Below are 15,310 nucleotides of genomic sequence, written 5' to 3'. Positions count from 1 at the left end.
GTACGTGACACGTATGCCGGGCGGAGTTGAAATCTCTTTCCGTTGCTTTCAAGCCTCTTGCTGTAAACCTTTCATGGGCGGTACGGTCGCGCGGGCGCCCGGGCGACGAAACCGTCCCGCGGCGCAGGGGTCGGACCCACCTGAGCCGTAATCGCAAGGAGTTCACGCCTGTGATACCGAGATGGCCGGCGCCCCCGAAGCGCCGTTTCCCCCATGGCAGACGCGTCGCGGCCGTCGCGGTCGCCGCCCTCGCCGCCGCCCTCGTCCAGCCCCTCGCCGCCGGGGCCGCCACACCGCCGGCGCCGCCGTCGGACGCGAAACTCGCCGCCGTGCCCGCCCGGCACGACGACACACGTGAGCAGTTCTACTTCGTCATGCCGGACCGTTTCGCCAACGGGGACACCTCCAACGACAAGGGAGGCCTGACCGGTTCACGCCTGGCCACCGGCTACGACCCCACAGACAAGGGCTTCTACCAGGGCGGCGACCTCAAGGGCCTGACCAAGCGGCTCGACTACGTCAAGGGCCTGGGCACCACCGCCATCTGGCTTGCGCCGATCTTCAAGAACCAGCCCGTGCAGGGCACCGGCAAGGACGCCTCGGCCGGCTACCACGGCTACTGGATCACCGACTTCACCAAGGTCGACCCGCACTTCGGCACCAACGCCGACCTCGCGGCCCTCATCTCCAAGGCGCACGCCAAGGGCATGAAGGTCTTCTTCGACGTCATCACCAACCACACCGCCGACGTCGTCGACTACGAGGGCGCCTCCCACGAGTACCTGTCCAAGGGCGCCTTCCCGTATCTGACCAAGGACGGCCGGCCCTTCGACGACGCCGACTACGCGGACGGCACGAGGAGGTTCCCCGCCGTGGGCGCCGCCTCCTTCCCCTACACCCCGACCGTCCCGGCCGCCAAGAAGAACCTCAAGGTCCCGTCGTGGCTCAACGACCCGACGATGTACCACAACCGCGGCGACTCCACCTACGCCGGCGAGAACGCCACCTACGGCGACTTCTCCGGCCTCGACGACCTGTGGACCGAGCGTCCCGAGGTCGTCAGCGGCATGGAGAGGATCTACCAGCGCTGGGTGAAGGACTTCGGCGTCGACGGCTTCCGCATCGACACCGTCAAGCACGTCAACATGGAGTTCTGGACCCAGTGGGCGACGGCCCTCGACAAGTACGCCGCCCGGCACGGCCGTAGGAACTTCTTCATGTTCGGCGAGGTCTACTCCGCCGACACCTCCGTCACCTCCCCGTACGTCACCCAGGGCCGGCTCGACGCCACGCTCGACTTCCCCTTCCAGGACGCCGCCCGCTCCTACGCCTCCCAGGGCGGCAGCGCCAAGAGGCTCGCCGGCGTCTTCGGTGACGACTACAAGTACACCAGCGACAAGGCCAACGCCTACGAGCAGGTCACCTTCCTCGGCAACCACGACATGGGACGCATCGGGTACTTCCTGAAGCAGGACAACCCGAAGGCGACCGACGCCCAGCTGCTCGCCAAGGACAAGCTCGCCAACGAGCTGATGTTCCTCAGCCGCGGCAACCCGGTCGTCTACTACGGCGACGAGCAGGGCTTCACCGGTTCCGGCGGCGACAAGGACGCCCGCCAGACCATGTTCGCCTCCAAGGTCGCCGACTACCTCGACGACGACGAGATCGGCACCGACCGCACCCACGCGAGCGACTCCTACGACCCGGGCGCGCCCCTCTACCGGCAGATCGCGTCCCTCGCCAAGCTCCGCAGGGACAACCCTGCCCTCACCGACGGCGTCCAGACCGAGCGGTACGCGGCCGACGGCGCCGGCGTCTACGCATTCACCCGGACGGACGCGAAGACCGGAGCCGAGTACGTCGTCGCCCTCAACAACGCCGACAAGGAGCAGACGGCGACCTTCGCGACCGGCTCGGCGGACATGACGTACCGCGGGATCCACGGCACCGACGCCGCCGTGACCTCCGGCGCCGACCGCGAGGTCACCGTCACGGTCCCCGCCGGTTCCGCCGTCGTCCTGAAGGCCGCGGGCCGGCTCCAGGCCCCCACCACCAGGCCGGAGGTCACCCTCACCGCCCCCGCCGCCGGCGCCACCGGAACCGTCGGCCTGAGCGCCGACGTCACGGGCGGCCGGCTCAACCGGGTCGTCTTCGCCGCGCAGATCGGAAACGGTCCCTGGAAGGTGCTCGGCTCCGCCGACCACACCCCCTACAAGGTCACCCAGACCCTGGCCAGGAGCGTCCCGGCCGGCACCGCCCTGCGCTACAAGGCGGTCGCCGTCGACTCGGCCGGCCGCACGGCGAGCGCGACCGCGGCCTCCACCACCGGCACCCCCCCGGCCCCCGAGGTCCCCACCGCCTCCTCCCGCGAGTACGCGGTCGTGCACTACAAGCGCAGCGACGGCGACTACGCGAACTGGGGCCTGTACGCCTGGGGCGACCTCGCCGACGGCGAGTCGACCACCTGGCCCGCCAGCCACCCGTTCACCGGCCGGGACGCCTACGGCGCCTTCGCCTACGTCAGGCTGAAGCCGGGCGCCTCCAGCGTCGGGTTCCTGGTCATCGACAAGGACGGCAACAAGGACGTCTCCGCCGACCGGTCCATCGACGTCACCAGGACGGGTGAGGTCTGGATCGAGCAGGGCAAGGAGGCCGTGCAGACCACGCGGCCCGACTATCCGGCGCAGGACACCTCCAAGGCCGTCATCCACTACCACCGCGCGGACGGGAACTACGACGGCTGGGGCCTGCACGTCTGGACGGGCGCCGCGAACCCCACCGACTGGTCGAAACCGCTCCAGCCGGTCAAGACTGATTCCTATGGCGCGGTCTTCGAGGTACCGCTCACCGACGGTGCCACCAGCCTCAGCTACATCATCCACAAGGGCGACGAGAAGGACCTGCCCGCCGACCAGTCCCTGGACCTCAAGGTCCCGAACGGCCACGAGGTGTGGCTGGTGAGCGGCCAGGACAAGCCCCTGCTGCCGCAGCCCACGGGCAGCGCGGCCGCCGTGGACCTCACCACCTCCAAGGCGATCTGGATCGACCGGGACACGGTGGCGTGGAACGGCTCCGACGGCGCCGCCTCCACCCAGCTGCTCTACTCCCACGACGGCTCCATCACCGCCAAGGACGGGACGCTGACCAGCGACGACGAGCGCTGGCTGCGACTGGTGAAGACCACGCTCACGGACGCGCAGAAGGCGAAGTTCCCGCACCTGAAGGACTACACCGCCTGGTCCGTGGACCCGCGCGACCGCGACCGGGTCCGTGAGGCGCTGCGCGGCCAGGTCGTCGCCTCCCAGCGGGCCGCTGGGGGTACCTCCCAGGCGTCAAGCACTGGGGGAGGTGCGATCCTCGCGGCCACGGGCGTCCAGCTCGCCGGCGTGCTCGACGACGTCTACGGCACCGCCGCCACCAGCGCCCAGCTCGGTCCCGTCTTCCACGACGGCCGGCCCACCTTGAGCGTGTGGGCGCCGACCGCGCAGAGCGTGGCCCTGGAGCTGGACGGCAGGACCCTCGCCATGCACCGCGGCGACACCACCGGCGTCTGGTCCGTCACCGGCCCGGCGTCCTGGAAGGGCAAGCCCTACCGGTACGTCGTGAAGGTGTGGGCGCCCTCCGTCCGCAAGATCGTCGTCAACAAGGTCACCGACCCCTACTCGGTCGCCCTCACCGCGGACTCCGAGCGGAGTCTCGTCGCCGACCTCGACGACAGGGCACTCGCCCCCAGCGGCTGGTCGCACCTGGCCAAGCCCAGGGCCGTGCCGCTGCGCGACGCACAGATCCAGGAGCTGCACGTCCGCGACTTCTCGGTGGCCGACAAGACGGTTCCGGCGAAGGACCAGGGCACCTACCTCGCCTTCACCGACCGCGGCAGCGACGGCTCCAGGCACCTGCGCCGGCTCGCGAAGGCGGGCACGTCGTACGTCCACCTGCTGCCGGCCTTCGACATCGCCACCATCCCGGAGAAGAAGGCCGACCAGGCCAGTCCCGACTGCGACCTGGCCTCCTACCCGGCGGACTCCGAGCAGCAGCAGGCGTGCGTGGCGAAGACCGCCGCGAAGGACGCCTACAACTGGGGCTACGACCCGTACCACTACACGGTCCCCGAGGGCTCGTACGCCACGAACCCGGACGGCACGGCCCGTACGGTCCAGTTCCGGCAGATGGTCCAGGCGCTGAACCAGGACGGCCTCCGGGTCGTCATGGACGTGGTCTACAACCACACGGCGGCCAGCGGTCAGGCGGACACCTCCGTGCTCGACAAGGTCGTGCCCGGCTACTACCAGCGGCTCCTCGCGGACGGCTCGGTGGCCAACAGCACCTGCTGTGCCAACACCGCGCCCGAGAACGCCATGATGGGCAAGCTGGTCGTCGACTCGATCGTCACCTGGGCCAAGGAGTACAAGGTCGACGGCTTCCGCTTCGACCTCATGGGCCACCACCCGAAGGCCAACATCCTCGCGGTCAGGAAGGCGCTCGACGCGCTCACGCCCGAGAAGGACGGCGTGGACGGAAAGAAGATCATCCTGTACGGCGAGGGCTGGAACTTCGGCGAGGTCGCCGACGACGCCAGGTTCGTGCAGGCCACCCAGAAGAACATGGCCGGCACGGGCATCGCCACCTTCTCCGACCGGGCCCGGGACGCGGTGCGCGGCGGCAGCCCCTTCGACTCCGACCCCGGAATCCAGGGCTTCGCCTCCGGCCTCTACACCGACCCCAACTCCTCGGCCGCCAACGGCACGACGGCCGAGCAGAAGGCCCGCCTGCTGCACTACCAAGACCTGATCAAGGTCGGCCTGAGCGGCAACCTCGCCAAGTACCGCTTCACCGACTCGGGCGGCAAGGAGGTCAGCGGCGCGGAGATCGACTACAACGGAGCGCCCGCCGGATACGCGGACGCCCCCGGCGACGCCCTCGCCTATGTCGACGCGCACGACAACGAGTCGCTGTTCGACGCCCTCGCCTACAAGCTGCCGAAGGACACCCCGGCGGCCGACCGGGCCCGGATGCAGGTGCTGGCCATGGCGACGGCAGCGCTCTCGCAGGGACCGGCGCTCTCCCAGGCCGGCACCGACCTGCTGCGCTCGAAGTCCCTCGACCGCAACTCCTTCGACAGCGGTGACTGGTTCAACGCCATCCACTGGAACTGCGCGGACGGCAACGGCTTCGGCCGCGGGCTGCCCATGGCCGCCGACAACCAGTCCAAGTGGCCCGATGCCAAGCCGCTGCTGACCTCGGTCAAGGTGGGCTGCCCGCAGATCGACGGCGCCTCGGCCGCGTACCGGGACCTGCTGAGGATCCGCACGACGGAGAACGCCTTCTCCCTCGCCTCGGCCGCGCAGGTGCAGTCGCAGCTGTCCTTCCCGCTGTCGGGCAAGGACGAGACGCCCGGCGTGATCACCATGAAGCTCGGTGATCTGGTCGTGGTGTTCAACGCGACCCCCGAGCGGCAGGAGCAGCGGATCACGGCGCTCGCGGGGGCGCACTACCGGCTGCACCCGGTGCAGGCGGCGGGCGCGGACCCGGTGGTGAAGACCTCGTCGTACGAGGCGGCGACCGGGACGTTCGCGGTGCCGGCCCGTACCGTCGCGGTGTTCGGGAACTAGGCTGACCTTCCGGTTGCCGTAGAACAGGAGCGCCCATGCCGCAGATCACCGTCGACTACTCCGAGCAGTTGGCGGACGCCTTCGACCGGCGTTCCTTCGCCGCCGAGGTGCACGCCCGGACGGTCGAGATCGCGGCCGTGAAGCCCCCGGCGTGCAAGACGCAGTTCCGCCGGACCGAGGACACCACCGTCGGTCCGGACGCCGGGGGACACGCGATCGTGCACGTCACCATCGGCCTGCTGGCCGGCCGTACCGACGAGACCAAGGCACGTCTCGCGGAAGCGGTCCTCGAGGCGCTGCGCGCACATGTCAAGCCGGTGGACGGGCTGGCGCTGCACGCGTCGGCCGAGGTCCGCGACCTCGACGCCTCCTACCGGAAGCTCGACGCCTGACAGGGCCCCGGCACTAGGAGGCGAGGTTGACGAGCCGGCCGACCAGGTCCCCGAACGGACCCTCGGCCGGCTCACCCTTGAATACCTCGCGCAGCAGCGTGCCCAGCTGCTCGTCGTAGGCGGCACCGACGGCCACGAGCGCGGCGAAGTCGTGCACGAGCTGGACCTCCAGCTCGGCGCGCGGGATGCGCCGGCCGTCCAGCCAGATCAGAGCCGTCGACTCGGCGAGCGAGATCCAGGAGCGGACGACCAGTTCCAGTCGCGCGGGCGGGTCCTCGATGCCGAGATGCGAAAGGATCTGGTCATAGGCGGCCTGCCGTACGGAGTCGATGAGTGCGTTCGCCGTCGAGGAGCCGACCGCCGGGCCGCCGCGCATCAGGGCGTAGAAACCGGGCCCGTGCTCGTCCACGAAGTCGAAGAACCGGCGCATCACCCGCAGCAGCCGACCGCCCAGCGGGCCCTCGTGCGGCTCCACGAACCGGGCCGCCAGATCGTCGGAGGCGCGCTTCAACGCGGCCTCGTACAGGCTGAGTTTGCCGGGGAAGTAGTGATAGACCAGCGGGCGCGAGATGCCCGCCGCCGACGCTATGTCGTCGATGGAGACCTCGTCCGGCGAGTGGCGGCTGAACAGTTCGAGGGCGACGCCGATCAACTGCTGCCGCCGCTCGTCGACTCCCATTCTGCGGCGAACCCCGGTAGTCATGCGCACACCTTACCGATCGAATCCGGCCTCGAACGGACCGGAGCGGTCGCGGTGTTCCCACGGAGTCGTCACATCTTCTGCACCGGACGATCACGCCGCTACCGAAGGGGGCCGAGCGCCCTGCCGTCCTCCAGTGTTCCCTTCAGGGTCGCCTGGGCACCCTGGGAGGCCGCCACGGCCAGCAGATGGCCCTGGGAGGCCCCGCGGACGCCGCCCGACGCGGTGATCGACGCGGTGCTCCGGCTGCCGGCCGCGAGCAGGTACCAGTCGCCCGCCTGCGCCTTCCACAGCACTCCGGCCAGCACATGCGGCTCGCGCGCACCGCAGGCCGGCACGTCCTGCGCCTTGGCCGCCACCGCCGCGTACTTCCCGCCGGGCGTACGGAACTGGGCCAGCACCAGGGGGTCCTCGCCGCGCCAGGTCTCGGCCCGGGTGCACACCCACGCGGCCGTACCGCTCCCGTCGGGCAGCGGCTGCTCGGCGTAACTCCAGGCGTTGACCGAGCGCACGCCCTGCGCGCGCACGGCCTCCAGCGAGCAGGCCAGCGGCGCCCAGTCGCGCAGCCCCGCCGCGCCCGCCGCCTCGTGCGGGGCCCCGGGGCGGCCCGTGGTGAGCCGGGCGGGGACGAGCTCGCCCAGGTCGCTCAGCAGATGGGTGCCGAAGTCGCCGCTCAGCTGCAGCGCGTTCCACGCGGTACAGGCGCCGGTCTGCTGGACCGGGCCGGCCAGTGGCCCGGTGACGCCGTCCGTCAGGCCCAGGTCAAGCGCCCTGGAGGCGGGCTTCAGCAGGTCCCGCTCGGCCGCCTTCCTCACCCAGGGCGCCGTCAGATAGCGGACGTTGCCGTCGGAGCGGCCCAGCACCACGGCGGACGCCTCCGCGCCGGTGGCGCCGTCCACACGGGCGAAGTCGAGCGCGGCCCCGGCCGCCGAGTCCTTCGGCTCGGCGTAGCGGACGATGCGCAGTCCGTCGTAGAGGATCACCACATGCGCGTTGTCGACGTCGCCCGCGTAGAGCAGCTGCGGGGGTCCCGCGGGGCCGCCGGAGGCGGTGCCGGGGGTGGCGGAGACCCGGACCGCCTCGCCGGGGCGGGCCCAGACGGCCAGCGCGCGGCGCAGCAGGCCCGTGTCGCCGGTGCGGTCGCCGCGCGCGGGCCACACCGAGAAGTCCAGGCGCGTCGAGGTCCGCCAGGCGGCCGGCGTGATCCTGACCAGCCCGGCCGGGTCGAGGGCGGCCTCGGCGGAGGGGTTGCGCGCGTACGCCGGGGCCGCGGCGCCGTCGGGGCCCCAGCCGCCACCGGGCAGCACGACCAGGGCGCCGCACACGGCGAGGGCCGCGGCCGCGGCCAGCGCAGCCTTGGCGTGCTGCCTGCGCCGCATCAGATCGGTGGGCCGGGCCTGCAGCGAACAGGGGTCGAACTCGGGGGAGTCCAGCAGCGCGTACTGCGCCGGCACGCGCTCGGCCTGGCGCAGCGCGTCGCCCGGGTCGGCCACGCCCGCGGCCGTCAGCACCCGGCGCACGGCGGAGTCGGACAGCTTCTCCAGGCCGCGCAGGACGTAGGCGGCACGTCCCGCTCCGGACAGCGAGGCCAGCCTCTGGTCCAGGGCGAGTTCATCGGCGCCGCCCGAGCGCGGGAAGAGCCTGAGCCCCCACACCTGGGGGAGCAGCGGCGGCAGCTGGACGCGCCGGTGCCACGGCCCGCGCCCTCGCGGCCGGTCCGCCGCCAGCGCCGTACGGATCACCTGGAGGCGGACGTAGCCGTAGCCCGGGTCGCTGTCACGGGCCTCCCCCGAGGTCCCGACCGCGCTCGAGCGGGCGGGCCCCCCGGCCTGGGCCGGGATCACCGCCGTGGAGGAGCGTCCCCGGGGCAGCGCGCGCTGGGCGAGGGCGTGCGCGGTCAGTACACGGCGGCCCCGGCCGAGGCCCGGCGGCAGCACCAGATAGGCGAGCCGCACGAGCCGCGGGTAGTGCTCGACGAGCGCGGCCTCGGCCAGCTCGACGTCGACGACCGGCTCGGAGGAGGACGAGGGGCGCGGGGCGACATGCTGTGACTGCACGTTCAGCAGAACGAGCGAATCGTTGGATGGTCACAGCCGGCCGGACGGCTCAGGACCCGTCTGCCACGAGCAGGCGGGCGTGGTTCGCCATCGACCTCTGGTAGCGGGGCAGATGGGGGGCCAGGGCGCCAAGGACGAGCGACAGGCCCTCGCGGTCACGGCCGAGACCGGACAGGCACAGGGCGAGGCACGCGCGTACGGCGTCGTCCAGCTCGTCCGACGGAGCGTTCAGTTCGGGCGTGAGCAGCTCGACGCCCTCCTCCGGCCGGCCGGTGTTCCTGAGCGAGCTGGACGGCTGGATCTTCGCGCGGCGGCCCCGGTAGCCGTCGAGTCCGCGGGCCAGCGCCTCCCGGTACAGCGGCACCGCCCTGTCCGAGTGGCCGGTGGAGTCCCAGGCGCAGGCCCGCTCGAACGGGCCGAGCGGGCTGCCGTCGGGCAACTCGGCGACCAGGGCGTCGATCACGGCCCGGAACGCGGGGGCCTCGGCCTCGGGGTACTCGTCGAAGCGGGACCAGGCGGCGGCCACGCGGTCTTCCCAGTCCTGGTTCACCGGCACACCTTCGCACGGGTGTGCTCCCGGAGCCACGCATTTGAGTACCGCGGGCGTCATCGCCGTATGGAAGGGCGGGGCCCCCGCCGGGGCTCTCCGCGGCATGCTCGAGCGACCGGAGGAACAGATGAGGGTGACCCGACCGATGCTCGCCGTGGCCGGCGCCATGGCGGCGGTGGCGCTGGCAGGCTGCGGCTCCGGTGGCGACGCGGCCGCGAAGGTGCCGCCGACGGCGACCGGCAGCCTGGAGAGCCTGGCCGCCGAGGTGAAGTGCAAGCCGAACATCCAGACCGACGCCGACACGATCCGGCAGGCCATCTGCACCAACTCCGCCGGCAGGTTCGTACTCGCCACCTTCTCCACCGACCGCGGCCAGCGCGAGTGGATCAACGAGGCCAAGGACTACGGCGGTTACTACCTCGTGGGCCGCAAGTGGGTCGCCGTCGGCGACAACGGTGTGGTGAGCGCGCTGCGGGTCACGCTCGGCGGCGACGTGGAGATCGGGGCCGACCACCACGCCCACGGCGGCTGACCCCGCACGGGGGGCGCACGGCGAAGGCCGGCGGCGGGATCTCCCGCCGCCGGCCTTCTTCAGTGGGTCACCGGCTCAGTGGTTCACCGGTTGGATGCGTCACGCGCACCGCTGGCCGTTGTTGATGCAGTTGGCGATCTTGTTGGCCAGGCCGCCGGTCGTGACGCTGATGAAGTCGTCGTGGTCGGTGGCCGGCTTGTGCAGCTGCTCCGGGAAGCCGTCCACCGCGAAGGCGTTCTTCACCACGCCGTTCTGCACGGTCGGCGGCGTGACCTGGTACACCAGGCGCATCGTCAGCTGCGGGATCGCCTTGAAGCCGTTCTGGCAGTTGCCGTTGGCGTCGGCGAACGCGACGTGCGTACGGTGGTTGGCGCTGTCGATGTTCTGGCCGTCCCAGCAGCTCTGGAAGGCGAACGTGCGCACCACGTTGCTGCCCTGCGGGCAGATCGGGTACTGCGTCGTCAGCTGGACCTTGTTCTCGAAGCCGGTGCAGCTCCAGTGCGCGTTGGCGTTCGCCAGGCCGTTGGTGGTGGTCTTGGCGTCACCGGTGATGATGCGCAGGAACTGCGGCATCGCGACGACCTTGCTGGTCGGGCTGCCCACGTACTTGATCTGGGCCTGGACGGGGGTCAGGATCTTGCCGACGTTGCCTTCCTTGCCGCCGCCGTCCGCGTTCTGGTCGAAGTCCTGCGTGCCGTCCTGCACACGGACCACCGGCCAGTAGTACGCCGACAGGTCGTTCTTGTTCTGGCAGCTCGTCCCGCCCTGCAGGAAGGTCTGGTTGCTGGAGAACGCGTTGACCTTCTGGTTGCCGACGTAGTCGTGCAGGTGGTGCGCGCCGTTGGTCACGCCGGGCGCCACGATCACGTTGTCGGTGTTGTGGTTCTTGTTCGCGTTCACACCGCAGCGGGTGATGAAGACGCCGGTCGAGGCGTTGCCGGACTTCTGCGGCTTCGCGGCGACGTTCGGCTGGACCTTGGTGATGTCGACGAAGTCGGCCGCGACCGGGCCGTTGCCCGCCTGGCCGCCGTTGCCCTGCTGCTGACCGGTGTTGCCCTGCTGCTGGCCGCCGTTCTGCTGCTGGCCGCCGTTCTGCTGCTGCTGACCGCCGTTCTGCTGTTGCTGGCCACCGGCGGTGGTCTGGTTGGCGGGGGTGCCGGTGCAGGAGGCGAGGGTGTCCAGGCTGCCGGGCGCGCTGCCGCCCACCCGGTTGATCTCCAGCTTGATCCGGTCGATGATCGCCTTCCGGCGGTCCTTGAGCGGCTGCAGGATGGAGTTCTGGACAAAACTCGCGTCCCTGGCCTGCGCGTCCCGGGTCGTCATCAGACGCTGGTAGGCGTCCGTGATCTGCCGGTCGAGGTTGCCCAGTTCGCCGTCGACCTCCGTACGGGCCTGCCTCGGCACGCTCGTGAGCTTCTGGCCGATGTCCGGGCAGGAGATGGTCGCCACCTGCGCGTTGGCGGCCTTCGTCTGGTTGCCCCACGCGTTGTTGTTCGACTCGTGCGCGGATGCGTAGAAGTTCGCCCAGATCAGCCCGCCCCCACCGAGCGCTAGGGCCGCCGATGCGGCAATGGCCTTGGTGGCCAGCGGCGTACGGCGTTTTCGTGTGTTGCGTCCCATGGAACTCCTCTGACTTCCTTGCGGGGCAGCATCGAGGCGCCCGACAGGAGTGAAGCTGCTCCCTCTCATACGCAGCCGGTCCCAGAGGTGTTCAGCCGACGCATGAATTGATGCGAGGTTCGTAGGAAAACCGCGTTTCAACTGCCGCTTTTTCACCGGTGGTTGCGGTGACCTCACGAGCAGTGGCCGGCGGTCGGCGATCAGGGGCCGGAGGTCCGCCGTTCAGACGCCGAGCAGCCTCGCCTCCACCGCCGGGTCCAGTCCCACCGCGGGCCGGTCCGGGCGCTGCGGGGCGGTGCCGCCGACGGTCCGGAGCCAGTGCCAGGTGTCGGCGACCGTCTCGGTGACGTGACGGCAGCGCAGGCCCGTCGCCACGGCCCGGGAGACATCCGCGGCGTGCAGGGCGTCGTGCATGTCGCTGCCCGGGGGCACCCACACCGGCAGCTGCGTCCACGGCTCGATGCCCGCGCCGAGCACGGTGTCCGGGTCGGTCCAGCGCAGCTCGGCCTCCGCGCCGGTCACCCGTGCGCAGGTGTCGAGCAGTTCGCCCATCGTGGTGTGCCCCTGCGGGCTCATGAGGTTGTACGGTCCGCTCAGCTCCCGCTCCACCGCCCCGAGGATCCACTCCGCGAGGTCGCGGACGTCGACGTACTGCAGGGGCAGCTCCCGCGGGCCGGGCGCGAGCACGGGTCCGCCCCGGGCGATCCGGCTCAGCCACCACGGCAGCCGGCCGATGTTCTCGTACGGGCCGAGGATCAGCCCGGAGCGCACCAGCAGCGAACGGTCCGGGCCGAACGCGCTGACCGCCGCCAGCTCGCCGCCCCGCTTGTCGCGGGGGTAGTCGGTCCGGTCCGCGCCGGCCATGGCTCCCTCGACCAGGGGCGCCAGCTCGGTGTAGCCGCGCGGCGGGGCCCAGGCGTACACCGAGCAGCTCGACACGTACACGTACCTTCCGGCGCGGCCCCGCAGCAGCCGTGCCGCTTCCCGGACGGCGCGGGGCGCGGCCGACCAGGTGTCGACGACCGCGTCCCACGCGCCGTCCGCCAGGGCCGCGAGCCCCTCGGGCCCCGTGCGGTCGCCGCGCAGCGACCGCACCCCGGGGACGGGCGCGTGCCGCCCCCGGTTCAGGACCGTCACATCCCAGCCGCGCCCGGCCGCCGCCTCCGCGACGGCCCGCCCCGCGAACTCCGTACCACCCAGCACCAGAAGTCTCATGCCGGTGACTGTGCCCGCCGCAGGCGCCGGGGGGAACGGGGATCTGCCGTCAGCAGAGGTGCCGGGGCGGCTGCGGTGCCGAGGCGGCCGGCGTGCCGCGGCGGCTGCGGTACCCGGGCGGCCGGTGTGCCGCGGCGGCTGCGGTACCCGGGCGGCCGGTGTGCCGCGGACCGTCAGCGACCGGTCGGCGGCGCGTACTTGTACCCCACGCGCCGCACCGTCTGGATCGCCTTGCGGTGCTCGGCACCCAGCTTGCGGCGCAGCCGGGCGATGTGGACGTCCACGGTGCGGCCGTCGCCCACGTGGCCGTAACCCCAGACGGTGGTGACCAGCTGGTCACGGGTGTGCACCCGGTGCGGGTGCGTGACGAGGTGCGCCAAGAGCTCGAACTCCAGGTAGGTGAGGTCGAGTTCGCGCCCGGCCACCTCGACGGTGCGCTGCACGGTGTCGATGCGGACGAGCGGTTCACCGTCCTCGGGGGAGGCGGTGGCCCCGGCGGTGGCGTGGTCCGGCCCGTCCTCCGGGTGGTCCGGCCCGTCCTCCGGGTGGTCCGGCCCGTCCTCCGGGTGGTCCGGCCCGTCCTCCGGGTGGTCCGGCACGGCCACCGGCGGGAACGGCGGCTGCCGGCCGGCCGGGACGAGCACCAGGTATCCGACCATCTCCGGCCGGCCCGGCAGGGTGGGCAGGGTGTGCTGCGGAGCCGGCAGCCAGGTGGCGCCCGGCGGCAGGAAGTCCGCCAGGTCGACGGCCTCGTCCCGGTCGACGGCCCGCAGCCGGTGCCGCGCGGCGGTGGCGGAGGCGGTGGCGGAGGCGGCGGGGGAGGAGGGGGAGGAGGCGGGGGCGGAGGCAGAAGCGGGGAGGGTGGCGGTGGAGAGAGAACGAGTGGTCGCCATGAGAGGTCAGCTCTTTCGCGCGAGAGGTTCGCCGGGAGGAGCGACGGCCGCGAGTTCGTGGTCGGGCGCGCCGAGGGACGTACGTCGTTTCGCGCTGGCCGAAGGCCGGGGTGTACGGCTTCAGAGGGCCCGCGCGTTCAACGCGCGGCAACACACCCGGTCGAAGTCGTGGTGCTGACGGGAAGGCCAGAAGGGCTCGAGGTCGTGGTGACCCGTCTCGGGGCACTTCTGGAAGCCGGCCATGGGCCCATTGAAGCAGACACCGCGTCCGGACAGGACCCTCCTCTCACTGCTTGGACGCTCCCGCGGCTCACTGCCCGGACGCTCCCGCGGCCGGAAACCGGTCACGACGACGGCGCGCGGAAGGGGGCGCCCACCTCGCGGCGGGCGCCCCCTTCGGAGCCGTGGGACCTGGTACGTGGATCAGACCCGGCCGGCCTTCTCCAGCGCGGTGCAGCAGGTGTCCACGATCAGGCGCGTGACGACGTACGGGTCGACGTTGGCGTTCGGACGGCGATCCTCGATGTAGCCCTTGCCGTCCTTCTCGACCTGCCAGGGGATGCGCACCGAGGCGCCGCGGTCGGAGACGCCGTAGGAGTACTCGTTCCACGGGGCGGTCTCGTGCAGCCCGGTGAGGCGGTCGTCGATGCCGGCGCCGTAGTTCTTGACGTGGTCCAGCGGCTTGGAGCCCTCGCCGAGCGACTCGCACGCGGTGATGATCGCGGCATACCCCTCAGGTCCTTCGCGCATCGCCTTGGTGGAGAAGTTGGTGTGCGCGCCGGCGCCGTTCCAGTCGCCCTTGACCGGCTTGGGGTCGAGGGTGGCGGAGATCCCGAAGTCCTCGGCCGTGCGGTAGAGCAGCCAGCGGGCCACCCACAGCTGGTCGGCGACCTCGAGCGGGGACAGCGGGCCGACCTGGAACTCCCACTGGCCCGGCATGACCTCGGCGTTGATGCCGGAAATGCCCAGACCCGCCTTCAGGCAGTTCTCCAGGTGGGCCTCCACGATCTCCCGGCCGAAGATCTCGTCCGCGCCGACACCGCAGTAGTAGCCGCCCTGCGGGGCCGGGAAGCCGCCCTCGGGGAAGCCCAGCGGGCGGGAGCCGTCGAAGAAGGTGTACTCCTGCTCGATGCCGAAGACCGGCTCCTGCGCGGCGAACCGCTCGGCGACCTCGCTGAGCGCGGCGCGCGTGTTGGAGGCGTGCGGGGCCAGGTCGATGCCGAGGACCTCGCACAGCACGAGGATGTCGTCGCCGCCGCGGATCGGGTCCGGGCAGGAGAAGACCGGCTTGAGCACACAGTCGGAGGAGTGCCCCTCGGCCTGGTTGGTGGAGGACCCGTCGAAGCCCCAGATCGGCAGCTCGGCACCCTTGGCGTCATCGCTGAGGATCTTCGTCTTGGAGCGCAGCTTGGCCGTCGGCTCGGTGCCGTCGATCCAGATGTACTCAGCCTTGAAGGTCACGGGGCCACATCCTTCGGGGGTGTCACTGTGCGCGGTTGCGGGTGCCGCGGCGCTGCGGCACTGGGGCGCCGCGGTGGATGCGGGCAGCTTGTCAACGGGCGATTTCCCGGCCATTGCCCGAGTGTGAACCCGGTGTTACCTGGTGACCCTGTGGCCCGGGACACGCTGTGAGAACGGGCAGAGTGCCCTGGGTGCCGGCGGAGGTGCCCGGTGCGATCGGACGGAGGCGCGTCTTGCCATCGCGCGGAGGCAGGCCGCGCGATCGGACGGAGGCGCGT

10 protein-coding genes are annotated in these 15,310 nt (G+C 71.6%); 3 read left to right on the top strand and 7 right to left on the bottom strand.

The genetic code is table 11. From position 1 onward, the window contains the following. Positions 1-170: 170 nt before the first annotated feature. Entirely contained in the window at positions 171-5,612 is a 5,442-nt protein-coding gene (pulA, locus tag ACH4UM_RS05180) for a pullulanase-type alpha-1,6-glucosidase (protein ID WP_398173771.1), read from the top strand. 35 nt (positions 5,613-5,647) lie between these two features. Continuing rightward, a complete protein-coding gene (locus ACH4UM_RS05175; protein ID WP_398173768.1) occupies positions 5,648-6,004 on the top strand; it encodes a 5-carboxymethyl-2-hydroxymuconate Delta-isomerase in 357 nt (118 codons plus the stop codon). A gap of 13 nt (positions 6,005-6,017) precedes the next feature. On the opposite strand, the gene ACH4UM_RS05170 is transcribed toward ACH4UM_RS05175, so the two are convergent. The 3 genes from ACH4UM_RS05170 to ACH4UM_RS05160 form a co-directional block, all read right to left on the bottom strand. Further along, the gene (locus ACH4UM_RS05170) at positions 6,018-6,707 is read right to left on the bottom strand and encodes a TetR/AcrR family transcriptional regulator (protein WP_398173765.1); all 690 of its coding nucleotides are present in this window, start codon (positions 6,705-6,707) and stop codon (positions 6,018-6,020) included. A gap of 98 nt (positions 6,708-6,805) precedes the next feature. Next, the gene (locus tag ACH4UM_RS05165; RefSeq protein WP_398173762.1) at positions 6,806-8,761 is read right to left on the bottom strand and encodes a hypothetical protein; all 1,956 of its coding nucleotides are present in this window, start codon (positions 8,759-8,761) and stop codon (positions 6,806-6,808) included. Positions 8,762-8,810: 49 nt separating this feature from the next. Then, positions 8,811-9,371 (bottom strand): tetratricopeptide repeat protein, encoded by a 561-nt coding sequence (locus tag ACH4UM_RS05160; protein WP_398173759.1) that lies wholly within the window; start codon positions 9,369-9,371, stop codon positions 8,811-8,813. 67 nt (positions 9,372-9,438) lie between these two features. On the opposite strand from ACH4UM_RS05160, the gene ACH4UM_RS05155 reads away from it, so the two are divergent. After that, positions 9,439-9,843 carry a hypothetical protein gene (locus tag ACH4UM_RS05155; RefSeq protein ID WP_398173756.1) on the top strand — a complete coding sequence of 135 codons (405 nt, stop codon included), beginning with the start codon at positions 9,439-9,441 and terminating at the stop codon, positions 9,841-9,843. A 99-nt stretch (positions 9,844-9,942) separates the two neighbouring features. Here ACH4UM_RS05155 and ACH4UM_RS05150 read toward each other — a convergent pair whose 3' ends face one another. The 4 genes from ACH4UM_RS05150 to glnII form a co-directional block, all read right to left on the bottom strand. After that, positions 9,943-11,463, bottom strand: coding sequence for a DUF1996 domain-containing protein (locus ACH4UM_RS05150; RefSeq protein WP_398173753.1), 1,521 nt, complete (start codon positions 11,461-11,463; stop codon positions 9,943-9,945). 222 nt (positions 11,464-11,685) lie between these two features. Then, positions 11,686-12,678: an NAD-dependent epimerase/dehydratase family protein gene (locus ACH4UM_RS05145; protein WP_398173751.1), complete on the bottom strand. Its 993-nt coding sequence runs from the start codon at positions 12,676-12,678 to the stop codon at positions 11,686-11,688. A 173-nt stretch (positions 12,679-12,851) separates the two neighbouring features. After that, complete coding sequence (locus tag ACH4UM_RS05140; RefSeq protein WP_398173748.1) at positions 12,852-13,571, bottom strand: winged helix-turn-helix domain-containing protein; 720 nt, start codon at positions 13,569-13,571, stop codon at positions 12,852-12,854. 423 nt (positions 13,572-13,994) lie between these two features. Next, entirely contained in the window at positions 13,995-15,032 is a 1,038-nt protein-coding gene (gene glnII / locus ACH4UM_RS05135; RefSeq protein WP_398173745.1) for a glutamine synthetase, read from the bottom strand. Between the last annotated feature and the right edge of the window lie 278 nt (positions 15,033-15,310).

The organism is Streptomyces sp. NPDC020801 (assembly GCF_044334385.1).
Lineage (GTDB): Bacteria > Actinomycetota > Actinomycetes > Streptomycetales > Streptomycetaceae > Streptomyces.
Note: the sequence above shows the minus strand (reverse complement) of the source record. Positions and strands in the feature narration are given on the sequence as shown.

Excerpts from the sequence above, each read along its gene's own strand:
- ACH4UM_RS05175 (WP_398173768.1), top strand. The coding sequence starts at position 5,648 with ATGCCGCAGATCACCGTCGACTACTCCGAGCAGTTGGCGGACGCCTTC.
- ACH4UM_RS05170 (WP_398173765.1), bottom strand. The coding sequence starts at position 6,707 with ATGACTACCGGGGTTCGCCGCAGAATGGGAGTCGACGAGCGGCGGCAG.
- ACH4UM_RS05160 (WP_398173759.1), bottom strand. The coding sequence starts at position 9,371 with ATGACGCCCGCGGTACTCAAATGCGTGGCTCCGGGAGCACACCCGTGC.
- ACH4UM_RS05155 (WP_398173756.1), top strand. The coding sequence starts at position 9,439 with ATGAGGGTGACCCGACCGATGCTCGCCGTGGCCGGCGCCATGGCGGCG.
- ACH4UM_RS05150 (WP_398173753.1), bottom strand. The coding sequence starts at position 11,463 with ATGGGACGCAACACACGAAAACGCCGTACGCCGCTGGCCACCAAGGCC.
- ACH4UM_RS05145 (WP_398173751.1), bottom strand. The coding sequence starts at position 12,678 with ATGAGACTTCTGGTGCTGGGTGGTACGGAGTTCGCGGGGCGGGCCGTC.
- ACH4UM_RS05140 (WP_398173748.1), bottom strand. The coding sequence starts at position 13,571 with ATGGCGACCACTCGTTCTCTCTCCACCGCCACCCTCCCCGCTTCTGCC.